The organism is Brucella sp. GW823-FHT04E01, from assembly GCF_058796175.1.
Genome location: NZ_JBXAIK010000001.1, coordinates 551,897 through 574,374 on the forward strand (window position 1 = coordinate 551,897; position 22,478 = coordinate 574,374).

Genomic DNA, 22,478 nt, shown 5'->3' on the forward strand with positions numbered 1-22,478 from the left:
TGACACCATTACAAACGATGCCCGCACCGCTGCTTGATGAGTGGCAATTGGGGCGTACCAACCGGAACCTTAATCCATGCGTACTTCCAAATGGGTGGTTGTGCTTTATAGCCTGATCGTTGCGATCGGCGTTATCATTGCCTTGCCCAACTTTTTCACCCAAAAGCAACTTGAGGCGATGCCGTCCTGGTTCCCGAAGCGTCAGGTCACGCTCGGCCTCGACTTGCGCGGCGGCTCGTATCTCGTGCTCGAAGTCGATGCAGCGAGCCTGAAGAAAGACCGTTTGCGCTCTCTGCTTGACGATGCCCGCAGCAAGCTGCGTGCCGAACGCATCCAGCCGCAGTCGATCCGTGCTGTCGGAGATGCGGTCGTCGTGACCATCCCTGATGCGGACCAGCGTTCCAAGGCGGAAACTGCACTTCGCACCTTGATTTCGCAGGTCAATACCAGCGGTTTCGGCACGGCGATCAACGACATAGATGTTGCCTCGAACGACAATCAGGTACGCCTGACCCTCACCGAAGCAGGTTTCAACTATCGTCTTGATGCCGCTCTTCAGCAGAGCCTTGAAATCATCCGTCAGCGCGTCGACCAGGTCGGCGTTGCAGAACCGTCCATCCAGCGCGTAGGCTCGGACCGTATCGTCGTTCAGCTTCCCGGTCTTCAAGACCCGGCGCAGCTTCGCCAGCTTCTCGGAAGCACGGCGAAAATGAGCTTCCATATGGTCGCCGATGCCAATCCGAACGATGCGCCGCCTCCGGGCGTGACCATCATGCCGGATTCCAAGGATCCGAACATCAAGTACCCGATCGAGGATCAGATCGCCCTTTCCGGCGAGCGTCTCACCGACGCGCGTGCAGGTTTCGACCAGCGCACCAACGAGCCGATCGTGTCTTTCCGTTTCGATAGCCTCGGTGCACGCCAGTTCGCGGACATTACGACGAAAAACGTCAATCGTCCGTTCGCAATCGTGCTCGATGGCAAGGTGCTAAGCGCCCCGGTCATCCGTGAACCGATCACCGGCGGCTCGGGCCAGATTTCCGGCAGCTTTACGGTTCAGGACACAGTTGTTCTTTCGGCACTCCTGCGCGCTGGCGCCCTGCCCGCTCCGCTGACCGTTATCGAAGAACGTACTGTTGGTCCTGATCTTGGCGGCGATGCCATCAAGATGGGTCTGATTACAGGTATCGTGGGCTTCGTACTCGTCGCGGTCTTCATCCAGCTCCTTTATGGCGTCTGGGGCACGATTGCCAACGTGGCGCTGTTGCTCCACACCTTGCTTACCTTCTCTGCCTTGAGCCTCATTGGCGCAACGCTGACATTGCCCGGTATCGCCGGTATTATTCTCGGTATTGGTATCGCGGTTGACGCCAATATTCTCATTAATGAACGTATCCGCGAAGAAACGCGACGCGGCCTCGGGGCCATGGCCGCGCTGGACAAGGGCTTCCATAGCGCCTTCTCTACCATTGTGGATGCTAACGTCACGTCCCTGATCTCGACCTTGCTGTTGTTCACCTTCGGCACAGGCCCGGTTCGCGGCTTTGCGATTACCATGATGCTCGGTATCGCGATCTCCATGTTCACTGATGTGACGTTGGTACGCATGGTCATGGCGTGGTACGTTCGCAAGCGTAAGCTGAAAGTGCTCGTCATCGAGCCGTTCCTGAAATTCGTTCCTGAGAAGACGAATATCAGCTTCATGAATGCACGCTTCATCGGCATTGGCGTCTCGATTGTGCTGTCTATTCTGTCCATTGGTCTGTTCTTCAAACCGGGATTGAATTACGGCATTGACTTCAAGGGCGGCATTCAGGCGGAAATCGTCACGTCACAGCCAGCCGATCTGGCGCAACTTCGCGCCAAGCTAGGCGCACTGGGTCTTGGCGAAGTAGCGCTTCAGTCAGCCGGTAGCCCAAATGATGTCCTGATCCGCGTCCAGCGTCAGGAAGGTGGCGAGGAAGCGCAGACCGTTGCCGTCAACAAGATGCGCGAAGCCGTGACCGAACTTGATCCAGGTGTGAAAATCGAGCGGACAGAAGTCGTCGGCCCGAAAGTCTCCGGTGAACTGGCCCGTTCAGGCTTCATCGCCGTCATCCTGTCGGCACTCGGCATGCTCATCTATCTCTGGTGGCGCTTCGAGTGGTTCTTTGCGATGGGCGCAATCATCACGCTTATCCTCGACACCACGAAGATGGTCGGCTTCTTCGCGCTGTTCCAGCTCGATTTTAACCTGACAGCTATCGCAGCGCTTCTGACCGCTATCGGTTACTCGGTAAACGATAAGGTCGTGGTTTATGACCGCATGCGTGAAAACATGCGTCTTTATAAATCAAAGCCGCTACGCGAGATTGTCGATATGAGTATCAATCAGGTGCTCGTCCGCTGTGTTTACACATCGATGACGACGTTCCTGTGTATGCTCCCGATGGCAATCTGGGGCGGTAGCGCGGTTCATAATTTTGCCGTGCCGATGCTGTTCGGTATCTTTATCGCTACATCGTCGTCGATCTTCATCGCCGCTCCGATCCTGCTTCTGCTCGGCAACTGGTGGCAGCACCGCAAGGAAGCCCATCAGGCAATTGAAGACAGCGCCGCAGCGCAGAAATAACCCGCTTGCCGGGCAAGGCTCAAGCTTTGCCCGGCTCCCACTTACATAATTGAAAAGCCAGAGGGGGAAGGCACCTGATGCCCCATGACACGCCTTTGATAGCGACAATCGTCATCGGGTTATGCCTGGCCTTCATCTTCGGTGCGATAGCCACCCGCCTGAAAATCTCCCCCCTCGTCGGCTATCTTCTGGCTGGTGTCATTGCTGGCCCGCACACGCCCGGATTCGTCGCTGATCAGGATCTGATTCTGCAGCTAGCCGAAATTGGCGTCATCCTGCTGATGTTCGGCGTCGGCCTGCACTTTTCCCTCAAAGATCTTCTTTCCGTCAAAGCCATAGCAGTACCCGGCGCGCTCGCGCAGATTGCAGCAGCCGCAGCCCTCGGCACGGGCCTTGGGCTCGCCCTTGGATGGGATGTACAGGCAGGTCTGGTTTTTGGCCTCGCACTTTCGACCGCCAGTACCGTCGTCCTGTTGCGCGCCATGCAAGAGCGCCGCCTGATCGACACCGAACGTGGACGCATCGCAGTAGGCTGGCTGATCGTCGAAGACCTTGCCATGGTCATGGCACTGGTGTTGCTTCCAGCAGTCGCCAGTGTAACCGGCCGTGCAGAAGGCTCAGCAGCGAGTGATCCTATCGTTTCATGGCTTGGCCTCGGCATTGGCGGCATCATCCTTCTCACCATTGCCAAGGTTGTTCTGTTTGTCGCCCTGATGCTCATAGTCGGGCGTAAGGTCATACCGTGGCTTCTGAACGTCGTGGCTCAGACCGGCTCTCGCGAACTGTTTCGTCTTGGTGTGCTCGCGATTGCGCTGGGCGTCGCTTTCGGCGCAGCCCATCTGTTTGGCGTTTCCTTCGCATTGGGCGCATTCTTCGCCGGCATGGTGATGAGCGAATCCGAACTCAGCCATCGAGCCGCGGAGGAGTCCCTCCCCTTGCGCGACGCTTTCGCAGTGCTGTTCTTCATCTCTGTCGGCATGTTGTTCGACCCGATGAGTCTACTTCGAGATCCGCTGCCCCTGCTCGGAACGCTCGCCATCATTCTGATCGGTAAATCGGTCGCAGCATTCTTCATCGTGCGCGCCTTCCGTCGCCCTGTCAGCACAGCGCTCACCATTTCGGCGAGCCTTGCGCAGATTGGTGAGTTCTCCTTCATTCTTGCGGGATTGGGCGTCAGCCTAAATCTCCTCCCGCCAGCCGGACGCGACCTCATTCTCGCAGGCGCAATCCTCTCGATTTTCCTCAATCCGGTCATGTTCATTGTCGCGGAACGGATGCGACCATGGATCGAAAAGCGAAGCAAAGGCGAAACGTCAGCCGGTGATAACACCAGTGCCGAACTCAGTATTTCCGAGCCCGAGCCATTGCCGCAGACTTTACTGACCGCACACACGATTATCGTTGGTTACGGCCAGATCGGCGAAAGGATCGCAGCAGGATTGCAGGCAGAGACGCCTTTTCTCGTCATTGAGGATTCGTCGAAAGTCAGCGCCTCGCTCAAGGATAAAGGCATCCAGGTTATTACAGGGAACGCCTCGGATTCAGATATACTGAAGGCGGCCAGTCCGGTAACGGCTCGAAACCTGGTTATTGCAATACCCAACGCTTTCGAGGCTGGGCGGGTGACGGCATTGGCCAGAGCCTCCAATCCGGAAATCAGCATCGTCGTGCGGGCCTGTTCAAAGGCAGAAGCACAATATTTGCATGATCTTGGCGCAGATTTCGTCATTCTGGGAGAAGAAGAAATCGCAGCAGCCATGGCAAAGGCAATCGGAACTGAGATCAAGAGGAAAAATACCGAAACCGTTTCAGAGGAAAACGAATTTCAGGCCGACGCATTAGGGATAGTATCGGGAGATGGGTCGACCGATATCATGGGCAAAAAAGGGGATGATATGAAGCATGAAGGCATGGTGACCGGTTGATGAAAGCAAAGGATTACATCTGGCCGGTCGTGGGTATTTGCGCAGTCGGTATTTCGGCTTGGCTTCTCTATCGCGAACTTCGCAGCATTTCGCTCGATGATGTTCTGGACAGTCTTTACGCCATCCGCGCCCATCATTGGGCACTCGCGGCGGCTTCAGCACTTCTGGCCTACAGTTCGCTTGCTGGTTATGATCGCATCGCGCTGCTGCACCTCAGACGCAAGATTTCCTGGCTGTTTATCGCGCTTTGCTCCTTCACCACCTACGCGCTGTCGCACAATATTGGCGCTTCAGTCGTCTCCGGTGCGGTCGTGCGTTACAGGGCATATTCTTCTCAAGGCATGCCCGGCAGCGAAATCGCCGTCCTCATCGCTTTCTGTTCATTCACATTCATTCTTGGTGTTGTCATTACTTCCAGCGTCGTTCTCCTGCTGGAGCCGCATATTCTCATGCGCTTCAACGAGGAACTGACACCAACCGTCTCCATCGTCATTGCGCTTTTGATGCTGGCATTCGTACTGCTTTATGTCTTCGGTAGCTGGCTGCGCCTGCGCCCGCTTCAGATCGGCAGTTTCCGTCTGGAATATCCGCGGCTGTCGGTTGTGGTGCAGCAGCTCATCGTCGCACCGCTGGAGCTGATCGGTGCCGCGGGTATCATTTATTTTGCCTTGCCAGAGGCCGGCAATCCCGGTTTCCTCATTGTTCTTGGCATCTTCCTGGTCTCATTCTCTGCAGCCCTGATATCGCACGCACCGGGCGGCCTTGGTGTTCTGGAACTCGTTTTCCTGACTGGCTTGCCGGATATGAATCAGGCTGATGTTCTGGCTGCGCTGATCGTCTTCCGTCTGCTCTACCTGCTTATCCCGTTCGCGATGTCGCTTGTGGTCGTGCTGGTCTTCGAGAAATCCCAGTTTCTCCTGCGCTGGAACGATAAACAGAGAAAATAGAAGCAGATAACGACGGAGCATATTTTTTACAAAACCCGCCATAATTTGAATTTGTTTTCCTTAAAATGGCGGCCATGGCCGCCTATCTTGGAACCAGTTTCGCAAACGGAACGAATTGCGAAATTAAACGCCCTCCCAAGGCTTTATCCAAGAGGAAAAACGCATGCCTGCGACATTGATCATCCCCGGCTACAAGGGATCGGAAGCAGGCCACTGGCAGCGCCAATGGTTGCATGACGATCCGTCAGCATTGCTCGTCGAACAGGACGACTGGCACTATCCGGTGCTATCCGACTGGATGCACGCACTCGAAGCCAAACTCGCCGAAAATCCGGGCGCCGTTCTGGTCGCCCATAGTCTCGGCTGCGCACTGGTCGCACATCTGGCCAGCCGACCGTCAGCAGCACATGTGGCGGGCGCCCTTCTCGTTGCACCTGCCGACGCGGAAACTATGGCCCGCAAGGACAGCCGTTTCCAGAGCTTTGCCCCGCTGCCGCGCCATGAGCTGGGCTTCCCTTCCATCGTCGTGGCAAGCCGCAACGATGAATATATGAGCTTTGCCAAAGCTGAAGCCCTTTCGCACGTTTGGGGATCGGGATTTGTCGATCTCGGCCATGCCGGCCATATCAACGTAGCAAGTGGTTTCAGTCGCTGGCCGGAAGGGATTATCCTTGCATCCTCTCTTCACAGAGAACCGGTAGCCAACACGCTTTCCCAAGCAGCGTGACCGTGAGAGCGGTTCCAGTCAAAATGGAACCGCTCCAGCTCTTTTGTATTTAAGCACCTTGCCTGCGTTCAAGCAGAACCTTCAAGACGAGCGTCAGAAGAGCGATCAAAGCGAGCGTCGAAGCCGCAGCGAATGCACCAGCGACATTATAGTCATTGAACAGTAGTTCCACCTGAAGCGGCAGCGTATTGGTCTTGCCTCGGATTGCACCCGAAACGACCGACGTTGCCCCAAACTCTCCCATCACGCGCGCATTGCAAAGCACCGCACCATAGAGCAAAGCCCATTTGATATTGGGCAAGGTGACATAGAAGAAGGTTTGCCAGGCATTGGCGCCAAGCGTCAGAGCCGCTTCTTCTTCATCGCTCCCCTGCACTTCCATCAGCGGAATCAGTTCACGCGCCACGAAAGGTGAAGTGACGAAGAGACTGACAAGGAAGATCGCCGGAACCGTAAACATCACCTTGATGTCATAAGTTTCCAGCAATGGCCCCAGCAAACCTTGCGATCCATACAGGAAGAGATAGGTCACACCGGCCACGATGGGCGAGACTGAAAACGGTATCTCAACGAAAGTGATCAGCAACCGCCGCCCCGGAAAACGGAACTTGGTTACAAGCCAAGCAACACAAACACCGAACGCCATATTGATCGGCACCACGACGATTGCTGTGAGAATGGTCAGCCAGACCGCATGCAATGTATCAGGCTTCAATATTTCACCGAAGAAGACATCGACGCCCTTGCTGAATGCGTAGGAGAAGATAATGGCCAGAGGCGCTCCAATGCAGACCACCGACAAGCCAGCCGCCAGCCAGATCAACAGATTGCGCACCGGTCCGGAATTTCGTGCCTGCAGGCTTGCGCTAGCGTTCGGCATAACGAAGCTGCCTTGCTTGAATGAGATTGGTCACAAGAAGCATCACGAAAGCCGTAACGAGCATCACGAATGCAAGTGCAGCGGCCGCAGGATAGTCATACTCGTCGAGTCGGATGAAAACGAGCAACGACGTCACTTCGGTTTCAAAGGGGAGATTGCCAGAGATAAAGACAATCGAACCAAACTCACCGAGGCTGCGGGCAAAGGAAAGCGACGAGCCTGCAAGGAAAGCTGGAAAGATGGTCGGCCAGATAATGTGTGAGAATGTCTGCCAGGAGCTGGCCCCAAGGCTGCGGGCAGCTTCTTCCACATCAGCACTCATATCTTCAAGCACCGGCTGAACCGTGCGGATAACGAACGGGATGCTGGTGAAAAACATCGCGATCATGATGCCGAGCGGCGCATAAGCAACCTTTATCCCGATCGGTTCAAGGAACCGTCCAAACCAGCCATTTTGGGCAAATAGCGTCACCAATGCCAGACCGGCTATGGCAGTCGGCAGCGCGAAAGGAAGATCGACGGCGGCATCGATCAGACGTTTGCCGGGAAATTCATATCGCGTCAGTACCCAAGCCAGCAGAAGACCGAACAAGCCGTTAAAAACGGTGGCCACTGCGGCTGCGCTCAGGGTGATCTTATAGGTCGCTAGCGCCCGATCTGAAGTCACAATGCTCCAGAAGTCACTCCAGCCAAGACTTGCCGTTTTCAGAATCATGGCCAGCAGTGGCAAGGCCACGATAACAGCCAGATAAAGCAAAGTGCAGCCGAGGGTCAGTCCGAACCCCGGCAGCACAGAATTACGTTTCATGCTTAGAAGCGCCACTGGATTTTTCCAAAAAGCAAGGCGATCCCGTTAGGGATCGCCAGTTGGCTCTGTTTACTTACCAGTGAAGAGCTGATCGAGCACTCCGCCTTCGGCGAAATGTTCCTTCTGCACCTTCTCCCAGCCACCGAAAGCATCTTCAACCGTCACGAGACGCACATCAGGATAGATGTCCTTGTGCTTTGCAATGACATCCTTGTCGTGCACACGGTTGAAGTTCTGAGCCAGAATTTCCTGACCTTCCGGTGAATAGAGATAGTTCAGATAGGCTTCCGCTGTCTTGCGCGATCCACGCTTGTCTACCACCTTGTCGACGACCGTAACGGGAAACTCCGCCAGCAGACTGACTTCTGGGACAACAACATCATACTTGTCCGGTCCGAGAACTTTCTCAGTCCCGCGTGTTTCAGCTTCAAACGTCACCAGCACGTCGCCAATGCCACGTTCGGCAAAAGTCGTCGTTGCTCCACGTCCGCCTGTATCGAAGACGGGAACATTCTTGAAAATCTTTCCGATGAACTCGTGTACCTTCGCCTGATCACCCTTGAACGCCTCGTTCGCGTAAGCCGTCGCAGCAAGATAAGTATAGCGCGCATTGCCTGAGGTCTTTGGGTTCGGGAAGATCACCTTCACATCGTCACGCGCCAGATCGTCCCAATTCTTGATGTTCTTCGGATTGCCCTCACGAACGAGGAATGCAGGGAGCGAATAGTAAGGCGAGGAGTTGTTAGGAAGCCGCTTCTGCCAGTCCGCGGGAATCAGATTACCCTTGTCATGGAGGACCTGAACGTCGGTCACCTGATTGAAGGTCACCACGTCCGCCTCAAGCCCTTCCAGAATAGAACGCGCCTGCTTGGAGGAGCCAGCATGGGATTGATTGACGGTCAAGTCCTCGCCGGTCTTGGTCTTCCAGTCAGCGATGAAGGCTTGATTGACCTGTTCGTAGAGTTCCCGCGCAATGTCATAGGAAACATTGAGTATTTCCTTCGGCTCCTGTGCCTGAACCGGTGCAGAGCCGAGACCGAGGGCTACCGCCGCATATAGAATAATTTTTCTCATTAGACCCATCCCCACCACGCTGTTTGCGAAAAGCGCTCTAAACTGGATTGTTTTCGGAAAACAAATCTAACGAGAGAAGAGACAAAATCAATCTAAATCATTGATTTAAATATATAAACTACTTTTATCGCCATTCATGGAACCCGTACCCAAACCTCATGCTGGCGTGAGAAAATAATTCTCATCAGGAGCGAAACCATAAAATGAAATGCAAAAAGGCAGGAGACCTCCGTCTCCTGCCTTCATAACTTTCTTAGACTCTGGACTTACCAGAAACCGCGATGCTGCCAGCACCAGAGAAAGTTATGCTCGCCACGCTCCAGCCGACTACGGCGGCGGGCTGCAATCTCTTCCGCATTCAACTTCATCTCACTCCAAGGCCGCTCCAGAAAGCCCGGAACACGCAAAACCGTATTCTTCATTTTCGTAGCGAGCAGCTGAACGGTTCGCTTCATGCCTGGCCTCCTCATTGCCTTACGCTCAAATATCATCGCGTTTTCGCCGCAACAATGAACGATAGGTTAATTTTGAAGGCTTCTCGGCTTTTGTCAATAACCCACTTATTTTATCGGAGTTAACTGCGTGAAATAATTTGCGAGCCAGACCAAACAACCCGCAAATTCATTCCTGTTAAACCTCATAGTCGGATGAGGGGACAATGCGTACCTTGCCGATATGACGACCATTCATCGACTCAATCTTGAACTCCAGGCCATCGGCAACGAAGCTTTCTCCACCCAAAGGCAGGTGTCCGAGATGCCAGAGAACATAGCCAGCAAGGGTAGTATAACGGTCACCGTCATCCAGAAGGTCGCGTTCCAGAAGGCCGCTTAACCGGCGAATATCGGTAAAGCCGTCTACAAGATAACCACCCTGCCCGTCCGACTGCGCGACAGCCGCCTCTTCGTCTTCATCCGGGAACTCACCAGCAATGGCTTCCAGAACGTCGGTCGGCGTCACGACACCTTCGAAAGAGCCATGCTCATCGACGACGACTGCGATCTGGACAGGTGAATTACGCAACTGCTCCATAACGCGCAGCACGTTTGCATTTTCATGCACGACAAGCGGCTGCTTTACGATCTTGTCCCAGTCGACAGGCTTCTTGTCACCAATGTCGAGCAAAAGGTCCCGGACCAACGCCACACCGATGAACTCGTCCACCTGACGGCGCGCGACGATGACGCGAGAATGTGACAGCTCCCGAATGGCCGCATCAAGTTCTGCTTCGTCTTCATCGAGGTCAAGCCACTCGATCTCGTTGCGCGGCGACATGATGGAACGCACAGGTCGATCAGCCAGATCAAGAACGCCGCGGATCATTTCCTTTTCTTCCGGCAGGAAGACATCACTGGCCGCTGTCTGCTGGGCAATCACGTCAACCGTGTCGGAAAGCGGGCTTTCGCCGCGACTGCCACCGAGTAGACGCAGGACGGCACCCGCAGTGCGCTCTCGCAGATCGTTGGTCGTGACCAGCTTTTCGCGATTGTGTCGCGACATCTGGTTGGCCGCTTCGATCAACACCGAGAAGCCGATCGCCGCATAAAGATATCCCTTTGGAATATGGAAGCCGAAACCCTCCACGACCAGACTGAAACCGATCATCATCAGGAAGCCAAGACACAGGATGACAACGGTGGGGTGTTTGTTGACAAAATCCATCAGCGGCTTGGAAGCAAGCATCATCACGCCGATGGCGATAATGACAGCAATCATCATGACCGGCAGATGCTGAACCATGCCCACAGCCGTGATGACACTATCCAGCGAGAACACGGCATCAAGCACGACAATCTGAACGATCACCTGCCAGAACACAGCATGTACGACCTTGGAACTCTTAGGCCCATGATCACCCTCCAGCCGCTCATGCAGCTCCATCGTGCCCTTGGCAAGGAGAAACAGACCACCAATTAGCATGATGATGTCTCGGCCCGAGAAAGACATTCCCATCAGCGAAACCAATGGCTCACGGAGGGTGACGATCCAGGAAATCGACGCCAGCAACACCAGACGCATCAAAAGAGCCAGAGTAAGGCCGATAAGTCGCGCGCGATTACGTTGGTGTGGGGGCAGTTTGTCGGCCAGAATGGCAATAAAGACGAGATTGTCGATACCGAGAACAATCTCGAGCACCACCAATGTCACCAAACCTATCCAGGCATTGGGGTCGGCAATCCAGTCCATGGACCAGTCCATGATGTGTCGGCTCCTTTAAAGATCAGCAGAAATGGAAATTGGGAAATTCGTCGCAACAGCTTTGTGACCGGGCTGCATTTGTGCAGTCCAGTCTCTTCCGGGCGCAGTCTATCGGGAATTGTTCAATGCGCTGGAAGCCCGAACACCCCTCCGGGGAATTCGGACTTCGAGAAGACGAATCGTCAGAACTGTCGTCGGGCATAAAGCGCGATGAACCTTATATGAGGTGTCGCGAGGCCTGAATCCTCAGCCACACCGGTTGCCACATGGAACATATGGTCTGTTATTATGCAGACCGAAGCCTGTAGCACAAGAGGTCGATTATTCGGCTGGAGAGACCTGAACGCGGCGCTTACGCTCCCGACGTGGACGAGCTTTGAAAAAGCGCACACCGATAACCGTCGCAATGATGGTGACGATAGTGATTCCGATCACGAACCAGAACATGTGATCGCCATCCATTCTGGCGAAAACGCCTGCTCCACGACCTGCCAGCCAGCCCGGAAGGAACATCAGCGGAGCCCATACAAGCGCGGAGAGGACATTGGCTGTCTGGAAGCGCGTCTGATCCATAGACATCATACCGGCAACCATCGGCACGGTACAGCGCACGGGGCCGAAGAAACGACCAAGGAACACTGCAGAAAAACCATAGCGACGGAAGAGAAGGCGTGCACGCGCCACACCGCTGCGGTGCTTGTTGAGCGGCCACTTGTGAATAATATTGCGGCCCAGCCACCAGCCCAGGAAATAGGAGATGATATCGCCAATCACTGCGCCGATAATCGCACCGATTATAACGGGAATGGGTTCGATGATTCCGGCACCCACGAGGCCGCCAATAGCGATCATGATCGGCGTAGCTGGAATGAACATTCCTATAATGGCGAGAGATTCGCCGAAGGCGATAACGCCCACGATAGGCCCAGCCCATGCCCGATGATCGGAAATAAACTGTCCGAGATCGCCTATTATACTTTCCATTCCGTCCTCAAATGTCGCGAACCGGATTTTGAAACGATATGAGCCGTTTCTGTTTTCTTCGGCAAGGGCAACCCGGTGCATAAAGCGCCTTGCTCTGACAAATCTTAGGGGCGGCGCCGGTGTCCGTGACTTCAGAACCACTACCAACCGATCAAGTCTTTTATATGCCGTAGTTTCTCAGACAAGCATCAATAATTGATGACATGGCTGCGACATTTGCAGCGTGACTCTACTCCCTGAACGAAACCTCCCCACCGCACGTATTAGTCCAGCATCGGCGAATATGGAGCCGCAGGGTTCCGCTTACAACGCCGAAAACGTGAAAAAATGAATCAAATCAAGAATCTCTCATTTTTGATTCTCAAAAGAGCGACCAGAAAACACAACCAGAATGCACATACCCTGAAAAAGACACCGGTAACGCGCAGATATGGATTTTCGGAAGGCCCGCATTTCCGGGCTTTTTACGCAAGCTGTTATTTTTTTCAGAAATTTTGCAGTTGGAGGCTGGACAGGTGGAAAAGAGGCCGTTATAGAACCGCTCACTTCACCGGGGCCGCTGCCTCGGCAAAGCGAGTGGGTGATTAGCTCAGTTGGTAGAGCAGCTGACTCTTAATCAGCGGGTCGTAGGTTCGATCCCTACATCACCCACCATTTTCTCTTTAAATTCCAATAACTTCCGCTGATTAACCTGATGGTCATCCGACCTTTATCCGATCTATCCGACATCATAAGATCGGACAGATATCGGACGTTTACCTCTCTCCCACTCTCCTCACTGGCATTTCAGAAAAATTTCTCGATGTATTCGTCGGAAGCACAATCATGAGTCGGACCCGGCGAGATCCACACATCGGACATTTCATTCTTTCCTGAAGAAAAGTGAGGGGCATATCGCGACCACGAGTGCAAACGAGGGTCATCAAGTCGAGCTCAGCATTGAACTGACACTCTCTAATCGTCTTCATGCCGTCGTGTTTGCCGTAGGCGCACCGCATCCTGATCTTGACGCTGTACGCCCAGGCGTCGCCAAGGGTCTCTATCTGCATGAGAACAGAAGAAGAACAAAATCAAGTAAGAGTCAAGCTTTCACAGCAGCACGAGCGCGACGATAGTCCTTCACGAGCAGCCGGAATTTCGCCCATTCCTCGTCGTCTTCGTCGTCGCGGATATGGTCGCAACAGGCCGCAAACGGCTCCAGCGCCTTTTCAGCCGCCGCGAGCTTGGCTTCGAGGGCTTTGCGCCGCTTATCCTGATCTTCGGCGGATAGGATGTAAGCTGAAACGTCCGCTTCCAACTCCTTAACCCGCGCAGTCAGCGCCGCGTTGTCGGCTTCGGCCTTCTCGGCGCGTTTGGCTTGCTCAATCACTTTGTTGAAATTGGCGTCCGCTCTCGCCCGTTCCGCCGCCAATAGCTCCTCTGCCTGCGAGCAGACAGCTTTTAGGAAGCCCTCAAGGGCTTGGTTAGTTTGGTAACGAATGCCAAACTGGCCCGCAATTTTTGCCATGCGTACCCAATCCGTCTCCAACTCCCCGCACTTGCCGGTAGCATCCGGCGATACGGGAGCAACGGGGGTGGGACCGAATGCCTCTGCGAATTTATCGACCGAAACAGCAATGTTGCCACCTTCGATCCGTGTCGCCGCAGCTATGGCGTTGAATGTCTGCTGATAAGGCCATTGATGCGGAAGTGGAGACGTAAGCAAATCCTTATGATCCAGTGAATCCCGGATCTGCTCAAATCGCTTGGGACTGTGGGTTTGCGACAGTGCTACATTGCCTTTGGCAAATGACTGGCGCTGTTCTTCCATCATCTCCGCCTGTTGCTCTGGCGACAGGGCGTTGAATGCAGCGACTGCTTTCCTCAATAGGTCTTCGGTCGTCATTTAAGCACCCATATGGCAAGCACGGTCCACCACGCCTTACAGGCGATGTGCAGAGCTTGGTCCTGATTGTATGAAATCTTCCCCGCGCATTTTGCGTCATCGATCCTGTAATGCATGATGAGTTCGCATAGCGCGAGAAGCATACTGCCCGTGATGATGCCGACGAAACCGGCATGAATGGCCGAGTGAGCGCCGAGCGCCTGATACCAAGGCACTCCGGCAATCGGCGCGTAGCGGTTCTTGGCCTTGGCGAGAAAGTCACCCTGCAACGGATAGTCTGCTAGCATGTGACCGAAGACGAGAAGGCTGAACAGTTCCAGTTCACTCGCCATGACGGTCGCCTCCTGATGGGTGGAGGGCTTCGCAGCCCCTTTTCCACTGGTCAAACATAGCCTTCGCCCGGTCGCGAGAAATCAAACGGCCCTTGAAGCGGAATTGGAGATACGGAAACCTGCTATGCATTTTTGACCGTGCTATGCTTACGGTAACAGTGCCATGTCCAACAAAAAACTCAGCACCGTCTCTGGTCCAAGCAGATTTCTCGGCGTTCTCGAATGTTTTGAAACCCGTGCTCATGATCCCGCCACCTCCTGAGAAGGTGCAGATGGGAGAGCGTCAGGCTCGTCATCGTAGGGAACGCGCTCGGAGAATGCTTCCAGCGCCTTGTCAAGTTCCTTTACTCGAAGCGTAAACTCCTGATCACTGTGAAAATAAGAGAGGCTGTCAGCTTCTTCCCATACCTCACGCGCTGCGATGACGAGATTAATCACATCCTGCGGCAGATGTTCTCCCTCGACCTTACCGGCGTCGGCATGATATGGATTGCGGGAAATGCGAATGAATGGCCGACTGCGCACGACTTGAAAGTGCACCTCGCCACAGCGAATATTGATGACAGCATCACTCATGACGGCTCACCTTTTCCAAAAATGTCGGGTCTTTCGAGAACCGCCCTCCGCGCCATAGGAACCATGAGTTTTGCAAAGCCAGCGATCTGTTCCGGCGTTACCTGAATGATGGCGGCCGAAACAAAAAAAGCGGACATGAGGCGATTGAACGTTTCGAAGGCCCCTCCTTCCGCTTCATGAACCATGAGCAGCAATAAAAGTGTCTCGGGTTCGATAGGTCGAAATTTGACAGTGAATTCCCCACTTTCGTCAGACATTGGATCCGCCCTCCGCCTGTGCCACGACATCCGCAACGAACAAGGATGGATTGACGTCCATCGCTGCGCAGACACGCACCAGGCGCGAAACCGAAATCCGGTTTTCTCCGCGCTCATATTTCTGGATCTGCTGAAAGGTGATGCCGCTTCCGGCTGCAACTTCGGTCTGCGTTTTGCGCTTTGCGCACCGAACCTCGCGAAGTCGCCGACCGATGGCGATATCGAGATCTGTTACTCTCTTCAGTTTTTGCATGCTGGCCTCCTATTCAACCGCCATTTCGGTGCTTGCCCCGGCGTCGAACCATTCGACCATGTTGCCGATGGCGGTATCGGCCATGTCTGGATGCAGGGCGAGATAGTGCTTCAGGATCTGGTGAGCGCCATTGAGAGAGTGTCCGGACACGGCGCAGATCTGCGGCAAGGTATTGCCTGCCAGCGCCATCCACGTGATCGCAGTGGCGCGCATGTCCTTTTCCATCACAGTCGCAACGCTCGGCATTTCCTTGGCCGCTTTCTCGCGGATCGCGGCGAACTCATTGCGATAGGTGAACTCGTTCCATTTGTTCCAGGTATGCTCATTCAGGTGAAGATACGGGCTGTCGATCGGCCCTTCCTCGCGATGAGCCGAAGCGGCTTCACGGCGCTTTGCAGCGGCGTCCAAACGTTCCTGATAGGCGGCAGCAATCGGCGGGCTGATAATCGCGCCTGTCTTCGATTGCTGGATGATGAAACGACCGTTTCGAATGAAGCTAGTCTTGAGAACAAGCCGATCCGTCTGCCGCTGCCCTGTCCAAACGCCGCAATAGAGCATATCGGCGATATCGAACCGGCCTTCAGCTTCAGCGGTCTCGACAAGTTTATTGAATTCTTCCTTGTTGAGAAACCGGGCGCGCGGTTTGGAAGCCTTCATTCCCAATCCCGCCGCAGGATTTGCGATCAGGCCTTTTACAAGGCCTTTTTTCATGCCCCATTTTATGGCCATGCCGAGAAAGGTTAGCGTAGCGCGCGCAGTTGGTGCGCCGCGCTTCTGCCATAGGTCCTCATAAAGTCCAAAGCAGATCGATTGGTCGAGCGACGCCACTTCTGCCGCCCATAGATCCGCGTCGTGATACTCTATGACACGGGCTTTCTTGCGATAGTCCACCTTCGTGGCTGGGCGCAGTTCCCGCACCGCAGGACTTTTCAGGAAATCCTCGAAAAGCTGACTGATCGAATAACCGCCCTTTGGCTTTTCAGGAATGATCTTACGTGCCGCTGCCTGAACCTGCAGGCGCTTCTCTTGGGCTAATCTCGCGCGGTTTTTCTGGAAATTCTGCGACCAGTCCAGCGCCTCGCCCGCCGTGAACCACCGGCCATCTGGATGGCGTAGATCTTCACCCTTAAACCCATGCTCGCGTAGCGTCGGCCCCGGTTCAAAGCGCGGGCGTCCATCACGCCAAATGACGTTCTTAATTTTCATACTCGTTACTCTGTCAGATTGGAGAAAACGCTCCGGCGGCTACTCATTACACAGGCCGCCGGAGCCAGATTGCCGACTATGGGGCGTAGTCGGGCTTGCCAGTCACACGCTAGAGAGCGGTTGGGGGTACGTGCGCCTGGCTATTTCGTGGGAGGGCTAAAAAGGGCGGCAATGATCAGTCCCGCGATCATTGTGAAAACGCCGCATGCCATCCCGAATGCAAAAGTTTCATGCATCGCCGCTGCGCTCCGGTGCTCGTGTCGTAATGAGTGCGCTGCGCCCGATCATGTCGCGGAGGATCTGCTTGCGTTCGCGCACGTTCTCGATCAGCGCCAGCAAAAGCCGATCGCCACGATCGAAGATCTCGTCGATGTTTTCGGCAGCTTTATCGTGATCCATGGCGCGGCCCCGAAATCTTATCGTGGACGAGCTTGCCGCCGAGCGTCAGATCCAGCCCGACGCGCTCGCGCTTCACCAGATCAGAGCGGAGCAAGCCGTCGATCGTGGCAGCTTCGAACCGCTTGTTCCCGATCAACCATCTACCGCTGATCATCTGGCGCTGGCTCCGAAATCGAGCGATCGCCAGTAGCGCCTGACGCTCCGAACGTGACAGAGCGTGCTTCGGATCGAGAATGGCCGGGTTTTCAGAGAGAGGTTTCATGCTCGACCTCGCATCAACATCACAACGAACGTTACGGAAGCGGCTAGAGCGACAGCAAACGCCAGTAAAAACACCAGAGCAGCTGCTAATTCGAGCCCTTCACTTGAAGGGCTAACTTTCAAACCGTCCTGCATCTGCGAAATGGTTTGAGGGGCGCTGGAAGATGCCGGGCAATAGCGGTCAGAATGCAGCCCATCCGTCTGTGGCATCATAGACTGATTATAGATATTCCCCGGAAACCACATATAGAGCGGGCTGATAATCAAATCAGTTCCGTTCATGCTCGCCCTCCCACTATCGGCTTAAATTCCGTTGACGAGCCAACTGTTCCATCAGGCAGGTCGCCGCTGGCTGAAATATTGCTTGCGCGGGAAAGTGCCTCGAACATTGTCAGGATTGCGGCTCTGTCGTCGCAGTTGCTGATGAAAAAGCCGATACCATTGCCAAGAGCATGGCCAAGCGCCTGCCCGATCTCTTGTTCGGTAAGCTCGTTATTCCAGGATTGCAGAACCTTCCGAACGATCAAAATGGCAATCTGCATAAAATCATGCTGCGCAGTGACAGAGCGTTTCTGGCGTTCGTTACCCGATGCAGCCATGGCTTTCGCCAGCAACCCGTTATTATCAGCCTCAATCGTTGCTATGATGGTGTCAACGTCAAAGAATTGGACCTGTTTCATCGGGTGGCGCTCCGTGTATAGCGTTCACGCAGCGCGCTTTTTTCAATCGAAATCACATTTGCCATCGCAGGATCTGCAGGCGAAACATGTGCGCCAGTAGCTTCCGTGGCAAACATGCCCTGCTCTTCAATCCAGCGCTCCATAGCGCCGCGCGGCCAGATCCAACCTGTCGCGATCTTGCGCGGCATGCCTTCCAGCATATGGAGTTCCAGCCATTTCCGCTTAATCCAAGCTTCAGAGCGCCCTAGCGCTGCGGAGAGCTCGCCAATTCCGACGACCTTGTCTGCCAAAGACATCTGATTGCCTCCTGTGCAAATCACATGCGGCAAGGATGTCAAAAATCATGTGAAAATCAATTGAAAATATGAAAATCTGAAATTTGAAATGATAAATAGCCGTAATAGTTGAAAACTTTCATACGAAATATCTGTGCATAAACCCGAAAAAGCCTTTCGAGAGTGTGCAATTCGATCTGAAAAATCACGGATGAAGCTTGTAAAGGCGCAGCAAAAAGCGCCCGAAGTAGGGCGCAGCAGTCAAAAATCACATACGATGATTAGTGGCGAAGGCGAAACGATCCGACGATAACGCCCTTCAAGATGATATTCTCATTGTCCACGATCTCAGGCAGGCCGGGTTGTCCGTTCGCTAACGCGGTCAAAAGGTATGGTGTGCGATAGATACGAAACACCGTTTCGGCAATACCTCGCCGATGGTCGTATTTCAGCGCACAAACCGCGTCTCCGGATCGTGGCGCTTCGTTACGATCAACAATCACAACGTCGCCAGCGCCGTACCCTACAGCCGACAGAGCAGGTGTTTTCAGCGTCCAGAGCTCTACTCCCTGCGCTTTTTGTGCAACCGCTTCGAGCGCATGCACTAGAAAGCTGCCGCTGCCAACCGTGGGATCATAGACGACGCCTTCTTCTTCACTGAAAAACGCCATGCTTGGCCGAAGTCGCTGCTCGTAAGCGGGAACGCCGGTTGCATCCTCGATCTTCTTAACAGTGCGAGCCGTCAGAGCGTGACCACTCTGATTGTTCGAATAGAAGCGGCTAAGGGTCGAGGGGTTAAGCCCTGCCCTTCTCGCCACATCCGTCAGTGTAAGCCCGCTGGATGACGTGATGTTCTCCAGCCAGGCAATCTGCTGCTCGCGTAAATCACTCATACGCGGAATTGAAGCAGCCATCGCAAGCATGTTCAAAACGCAATACTCCGCTTGACAGTGTGAAGCAAATCACATCTCCATATGAAAATTCAAGCGGTATGTGAAAAATTGGACTGTTTTCCGATGGAAAAAACACTCGCAGAAATCGATAGCCTTCGAAATCGGCTCGGCATTAGCCAGGCCGATATGTGTCGTGAAGCTGAAGTATCGGAAAGCACGTTGCCACGAGCACGCTCTGATAGTCGCGAGCTCTCGCCTCGGATCCGGCGAAAACTGGTGACGGCCTTAGAGCGCATCGCCGCAAGCCGCGGCGTGATGGTCATCGATCCTGCCGAGAAAGGTAGCGAGCAATGAACGCTGCCATCCTTATTAGCATTGCCGATCGTCGCCCTGAAGATCTGGCACAGAACACGGCCTTTCATCAATCGATCCTCGACGACTTGAACCGCGAAGCGACGTTTCGCGGGTGGAATGGCTCGGTCATCGACGACTACGCCTCCGGCGATGGAGTTGTTGCCGTCACGATAGCCGAAGGCGACCAGCCAGCGACGATCGAGGATCTGCGCAAGTTCCGCGAGGATCAAAAACTCCGCGAAGAAGAATTTCGCGCGACAGGGCGGCTCATCTAGCTCGCCAAGCATGCCGGATTTGTCCGTTGTACCGGCGCTGTTTCAAGACCCTTTGGAAGATCGATATGGAAAATCAACGGAAACCTTACCGTCCTGATCAGCGATTTGCGCTTCAGCGCATAGAGCAGACGCGGATCCGGCTGCGCATCACGCGCCGAGATCTGTGTGACGCCGCTGGCATCTCAAACAGCAGCTATTTCCGCATGTGCAAGAGCGGACGCTGTTTCCCACGGCACATCAAGGATCTGCGCTTTGCTCTCCGCACGATCGAGCAGAAGCGCAGAGCATCCGAAAATATGTTCAGCCTGGTCGGAGATATCTGACATGGACTATCAGCGCCGTGCAGCAAGCATTGCATTGAAGGGCGTTCGTCTCGCTCTTTCTGCCAGCAAGGTCCGTGAAATGGATCGGCGCTCTGTCGAAATTTATCTGCTCGTCACGACGTGCGGCATGTCGCAACCGCTCACCGCATATGTCTGCGGCTGCACCAAGCAAAATGTTTCCAAGCTTCTGAAGCGCGTCGAAGACCGCCGCGACAATCGCGCCTTCGACGAAGCGATTGCCGAGCTCGAGCGCGTGTTCGTCGAGGACTATTGATATGAGCCGATTTTCCGTCGCCAAGGATCGGGTGCTTGAAGATCTCGATAACATTATCGAGGAGCTGCTTCAGGCCAATCGCAAACATAAGCGTCGAAACCTCTGGAACGTGCGCAATCGCTTCCGGGCAAAATCTCAACCGGATCAGATGGTCGTTTGGCTTCAGGGCAACCGGCGCGGTGCATGGAAGGATTTCGTTTCCGGAGAAAAAGGCGATGCCATCGATCTGGTCGCTTTCGGCCTGAAAGGGGTAGTCGATGATCAGAGCCGCATGGACGCGCTGGAATGGATCGAGGATCGATATGGTTTGAAATCCATGTCGGCAGAGCGGCGCGAACAACTAAGCGCTGAAGCCTCAGCAAGACGGAAAGCGGCAGAAGCCAACGAATTGAAGCGTCGCGAGGCCTCGATCGAGCGGGCGCGCAAGTTCTTCTTCAGCTGTAGCGAACAGATCCTCGAAACGCCGGTCGAAGCATACTTCAAGTCCCGCAACATCGACATTTCCAAAGTGCCGAACCTCGGGCGCTCGCTGCGCTATCGTCCAGATTGTGAATACTGGATGGAAGAAAGCCGCCCGAAGATCCCGGCGCTCGTTTCCGCCATGGTCGATGTCGGTGGCCGCATTGGTGCCTGTCACTACACATTTCTGCGCCCTGACGGATCCGGCAAGGCCGATGTCGAAAAATCCAAGCTCATGTTTCCGGAAACTTCCGGCCTTGTCATTCGTCTGACCAATGGTCCAAGCGGCCTATCGGCGGAAGATGCTGCAAAGGAAGGCGTCAAGGGAATTTGCGGCCTCGTCGAAGGGGTCGAGGATGGCGCATCTGTCGGCATTTCCGAGCCGGAATTGCGCATGTGGTCGGCGGGCAGTCTCTCCGGCCTGCTCACTGTGCCGGATCATCCGGCTGTCTCCAGCTGGATCATTTTCAAGGACAACGATTGGGGGAAACCCCAAGCGCAGGCGCTGTTCGATCGAGCAGTCGCCCGCATCAAGAGCTTCAGGAAGCCGGTCGAGGTTATCTCCATGCCGGCTGAATGGGGGAAGGACGTCAACGATGCAATAAGGAGTGGCTGGTGATGGCCGATATACTGAAAATCAATGCCGTGGAATATGGCGGTGCCGTCGCGCACGTCGCCGCATTCCGTGCGTTCGAGATCCTGTCTGATGAAACAAGCGACCTGCATGCGAGCAGCTTCGATTGGTATGGCGGCAGTCGAAACCCTGAAGCTGAAGAGACAGAAGTCCTGTTGCTGGCAGAATACACGGCGCGCACCGCGTCGATCGGCGAGCAGCTTTGGCGTTATGGCGTTATCAGCGGCGTTATTGTCCAGGATGATGTGAAGGCTCCGCTATTCACGGATCTGCCCCTCGCCCGTCAGGTGGCGTTCAACACGTTCGCCGCAACATGTCTCGGCGTCGAGCTCGAAATGCGTAAGGCACAAAACGCTGCGGAAAAGGCTGCTTTCGAAGCACAGCGCGCAACGCCTGCTCCCCTCGCCCTCGAGGATAGCATTTTCGAGCCTGAAGCCTCGCTCGGCGATCAGCACGAATATCAGAAAGTGTTCATGAACGAGCTCCCTGCTTACGAGCAGGCGATCGTTGATGCCAAGGCAAAAGCCGAACTGGAAGCCGCAAACGAGCAGGAAAAAGCGTCGATCGGCGAAAAGATCACTGATGCACCTGCCGCGCTCTCTTTAGGCAACATCGAGAAGGACGGAACCAATGCGAAAGAAACTTCAGAAGTTGGATCGCAAACGAGCGGCAAGGCGGGCGCGGATCCTGACGCACAGGGTCAAATTCATGATCTGGATGATGACGGAAGCGCGCCGGACGGACAGGCCATTTCACCGGCCCCTGAAGGAGCGTCTGGAGATCCTTCAAAATTGGTATCGCCGGTGGCACCTGAAGCAGGCAAAGCGGCTAGCGGCAAGAATGCAGCTGGTCGGACAGGCGTAAAAAAACCTCGCCAGTCGAAACGGCAGCAGCGCCGAGCCCAATCTCGAAATAAGCAAAACTGAAATTGACCGGTCAAAAGTCAACCGGAAAGGGGTTTTTCGACCTCTTTCCGGTCCTGGGGAA

General features: G+C 54.6%; 27 protein-coding genes and 1 tRNA gene. 11 read left to right on the forward strand and 17 right to left on the reverse strand.

Annotation, left to right across the window (positions count from 1 at the left end):
* The first annotated feature begins 76 nt into the window (after nt 1-76).
* The 4 genes from secD (at nt 77) to AC1RHM_RS02865 (ending at nt 6,210) form a co-directional block, all read left to right on the forward strand.
* Entirely contained in the window at nt 77-2,611 is a 2,535-nt protein-coding gene (gene secD, locus AC1RHM_RS02850; RefSeq protein WP_012091842.1) for a protein translocase subunit SecD, read from the forward strand.
* 77 nt (nt 2,612-2,688) lie between these two features.
* The gene (gene ybaL, locus AC1RHM_RS02855; RefSeq protein WP_010659820.1) at nt 2,689-4,536 is read left to right on the forward strand and encodes a YbaL family putative K(+) efflux transporter; all 1,848 of its coding nucleotides are present in this window, start codon (nt 2,689-2,691) and stop codon (nt 4,534-4,536) included.
* Nucleotides 4,536-5,483 (forward strand): lysylphosphatidylglycerol synthase domain-containing protein, encoded by a 948-nt coding sequence (locus AC1RHM_RS02860; protein ID WP_010659819.1) that lies wholly within the window; start codon nt 4,536-4,538, stop codon nt 5,481-5,483. Before ybaL ends, AC1RHM_RS02860 begins: the two co-directional genes overlap by 1 nt.
* A gap of 163 nt (nt 5,484-5,646) precedes the next feature.
* On the forward strand, nt 5,647-6,210 hold the full coding sequence (locus AC1RHM_RS02865; protein WP_010659818.1) for an alpha/beta hydrolase: 564 nt from the start codon (nt 5,647-5,649) through the stop codon (nt 6,208-6,210).
* A gap of 49 nt (nt 6,211-6,259) precedes the next feature.
* On the opposite strand, the gene cysW is transcribed toward AC1RHM_RS02865, so the two are convergent.
* The 6 genes from cysW to AC1RHM_RS02895 all read right to left on the reverse strand — a co-directional run bounded on the left by cysW (nt 6,260) and on the right by AC1RHM_RS02895 (nt 12,155).
* Entirely contained in the window at nt 6,260-7,090 is an 831-nt protein-coding gene (cysW, locus tag AC1RHM_RS02870) for a sulfate ABC transporter permease subunit CysW (protein ID WP_010659817.1), read from the reverse strand.
* Nucleotides 7,077-7,898: a sulfate ABC transporter permease subunit CysT gene (cysT, locus tag AC1RHM_RS02875; RefSeq protein ID WP_010659816.1), complete on the reverse strand. Its 822-nt coding sequence runs from the start codon at nt 7,896-7,898 to the stop codon at nt 7,077-7,079. The genes cysW and cysT overlap by 14 nt, the downstream gene beginning before the upstream one ends.
* A 69-nt stretch (nt 7,899-7,967) precedes the next feature.
* Entirely contained in the window at nt 7,968-8,972 is a 1,005-nt protein-coding gene (locus AC1RHM_RS02880; protein WP_010659815.1) for a sulfate ABC transporter substrate-binding protein, read from the reverse strand.
* A gap of 266 nt (nt 8,973-9,238) precedes the next feature.
* On the reverse strand, nt 9,239-9,427 hold the full coding sequence (locus AC1RHM_RS02885; protein WP_010659814.1) for a hypothetical protein: 189 nt from the start codon (nt 9,425-9,427) through the stop codon (nt 9,239-9,241).
* A gap of 175 nt (nt 9,428-9,602) precedes the next feature.
* Nucleotides 9,603-11,171 (reverse strand): TerC family protein, encoded by a 1,569-nt coding sequence (locus tag AC1RHM_RS02890; protein WP_010659813.1) that lies wholly within the window; start codon nt 11,169-11,171, stop codon nt 9,603-9,605.
* Nucleotides 11,172-11,492: 321 nt separating this feature from the next.
* Complete coding sequence (locus AC1RHM_RS02895) at nt 11,493-12,155, reverse strand: DedA family protein (protein ID WP_010659812.1); 663 nt, start codon at nt 12,153-12,155, stop codon at nt 11,493-11,495.
* A 578-nt stretch (nt 12,156-12,733) separates the two neighbouring features.
* Here AC1RHM_RS02895 and AC1RHM_RS02900 point away from each other — a divergent pair.
* Nucleotides 12,734-12,809, forward strand: a tRNA-Lys gene (locus tag AC1RHM_RS02900).
* Nucleotides 12,810-13,236: 427 nt separating this feature from the next.
* On the opposite strand, the gene AC1RHM_RS02905 is transcribed toward AC1RHM_RS02900, so the two are convergent.
* The 11 genes from AC1RHM_RS02905 to AC1RHM_RS02955 form a co-directional block, all read right to left on the reverse strand.
* Nucleotides 13,237-14,040 carry a hypothetical protein gene (locus AC1RHM_RS02905; RefSeq protein ID WP_492332444.1) on the reverse strand — a complete coding sequence of 268 codons (804 nt, stop codon included), beginning with the start codon at nt 14,038-14,040 and terminating at the stop codon, nt 13,237-13,239.
* Complete coding sequence (locus tag AC1RHM_RS02910) at nt 14,037-14,372, reverse strand: DUF3307 domain-containing protein (RefSeq protein WP_492332445.1); 336 nt, start codon at nt 14,370-14,372, stop codon at nt 14,037-14,039. Before AC1RHM_RS02910 ends, AC1RHM_RS02905 begins: the two co-directional genes overlap by 4 nt.
* A 240-nt stretch (nt 14,373-14,612) precedes the next feature.
* The gene (locus tag AC1RHM_RS02915; protein WP_492332446.1) at nt 14,613-14,948 is read right to left on the reverse strand and encodes a hypothetical protein; all 336 of its coding nucleotides are present in this window, start codon (nt 14,946-14,948) and stop codon (nt 14,613-14,615) included.
* A 249-nt stretch (nt 14,949-15,197) separates the two neighbouring features.
* Nucleotides 15,198-15,458, reverse strand: a complete 261-nt coding sequence (locus tag AC1RHM_RS02920; RefSeq protein WP_492332447.1) for a helix-turn-helix domain-containing protein — start codon at nt 15,456-15,458, stop codon at nt 15,198-15,200.
* A gap of 9 nt (nt 15,459-15,467) precedes the next feature.
* On the reverse strand, nt 15,468-16,664 hold the full coding sequence (locus AC1RHM_RS02925) for a site-specific integrase (RefSeq protein WP_492332448.1): 1,197 nt from the start codon (nt 16,662-16,664) through the stop codon (nt 15,468-15,470).
* Between the two features lie 228 nt (nt 16,665-16,892).
* On the reverse strand, nt 16,893-17,063 hold the full coding sequence (locus AC1RHM_RS02930; protein WP_492332449.1) for a hypothetical protein: 171 nt from the start codon (nt 17,061-17,063) through the stop codon (nt 16,893-16,895).
* Nucleotides 17,050-17,325 (reverse strand): hypothetical protein, encoded by a 276-nt coding sequence (locus tag AC1RHM_RS02935; protein WP_240578948.1) that lies wholly within the window; start codon nt 17,323-17,325, stop codon nt 17,050-17,052. The genes AC1RHM_RS02930 and AC1RHM_RS02935 overlap by 14 nt, the downstream gene beginning before the upstream one ends.
* Entirely contained in the window at nt 17,322-17,606 is a 285-nt protein-coding gene (locus tag AC1RHM_RS02940; protein ID WP_492332450.1) for a hypothetical protein, read from the reverse strand. The genes AC1RHM_RS02935 and AC1RHM_RS02940 overlap by 4 nt, the downstream gene beginning before the upstream one ends.
* A complete protein-coding gene (locus AC1RHM_RS02945; protein WP_492332451.1) occupies nt 17,603-18,004 on the reverse strand; it encodes a hypothetical protein in 402 nt (133 codons plus the stop codon). The genes AC1RHM_RS02940 and AC1RHM_RS02945 overlap by 4 nt, the downstream gene beginning before the upstream one ends.
* A complete protein-coding gene (locus tag AC1RHM_RS02950) occupies nt 18,001-18,300 on the reverse strand; it encodes a hypothetical protein (RefSeq protein WP_492332452.1) in 300 nt (99 codons plus the stop codon). The genes AC1RHM_RS02945 and AC1RHM_RS02950 overlap by 4 nt, the downstream gene beginning before the upstream one ends.
* Before the next feature lie 260 nt (nt 18,301-18,560).
* The gene (locus AC1RHM_RS02955; RefSeq protein WP_492332489.1) at nt 18,561-19,202 is read right to left on the reverse strand and encodes a helix-turn-helix domain-containing protein; all 642 of its coding nucleotides are present in this window, start codon (nt 19,200-19,202) and stop codon (nt 18,561-18,563) included.
* 93 nt (nt 19,203-19,295) lie between these two features.
* Here AC1RHM_RS02955 and AC1RHM_RS02960 point away from each other — a divergent pair, with 93 nt between their 5' ends.
* From AC1RHM_RS02960 to AC1RHM_RS02985, 6 genes are all read left to right on the forward strand, one after another.
* Nucleotides 19,296-19,526 carry a hypothetical protein gene (locus AC1RHM_RS02960; RefSeq protein WP_492332453.1) on the forward strand — a complete coding sequence of 77 codons (231 nt, stop codon included), beginning with the start codon at nt 19,296-19,298 and terminating at the stop codon, nt 19,524-19,526.
* Entirely contained in the window at nt 19,523-19,801 is a 279-nt protein-coding gene (locus tag AC1RHM_RS02965; RefSeq protein ID WP_492332454.1) for a hypothetical protein, read from the forward strand. The genes AC1RHM_RS02960 and AC1RHM_RS02965 overlap by 4 nt, the downstream gene beginning before the upstream one ends.
* Before the next feature lie 65 nt (nt 19,802-19,866).
* Nucleotides 19,867-20,124, forward strand: a complete 258-nt coding sequence (locus AC1RHM_RS02970) for a hypothetical protein (protein WP_492332455.1) — start codon at nt 19,867-19,869, stop codon at nt 20,122-20,124.
* Between the two features lies 1 nt (nt 20,125).
* Complete coding sequence (locus tag AC1RHM_RS02975) at nt 20,126-20,398, forward strand: hypothetical protein (protein ID WP_492332456.1); 273 nt, start codon at nt 20,126-20,128, stop codon at nt 20,396-20,398.
* A gap of 1 nt (nt 20,399) precedes the next feature.
* A complete protein-coding gene (locus AC1RHM_RS02980) occupies nt 20,400-21,476 on the forward strand; it encodes a DUF7146 domain-containing protein (RefSeq protein ID WP_492332457.1) in 1,077 nt (358 codons plus the stop codon).
* Complete coding sequence (locus AC1RHM_RS02985) at nt 21,476-22,417, forward strand: hypothetical protein (protein ID WP_492332458.1); 942 nt, start codon at nt 21,476-21,478, stop codon at nt 22,415-22,417. Before AC1RHM_RS02980 ends, AC1RHM_RS02985 begins: the two co-directional genes overlap by 1 nt.
* Nucleotides 22,418-22,478 lie beyond the last annotated feature (61 nt).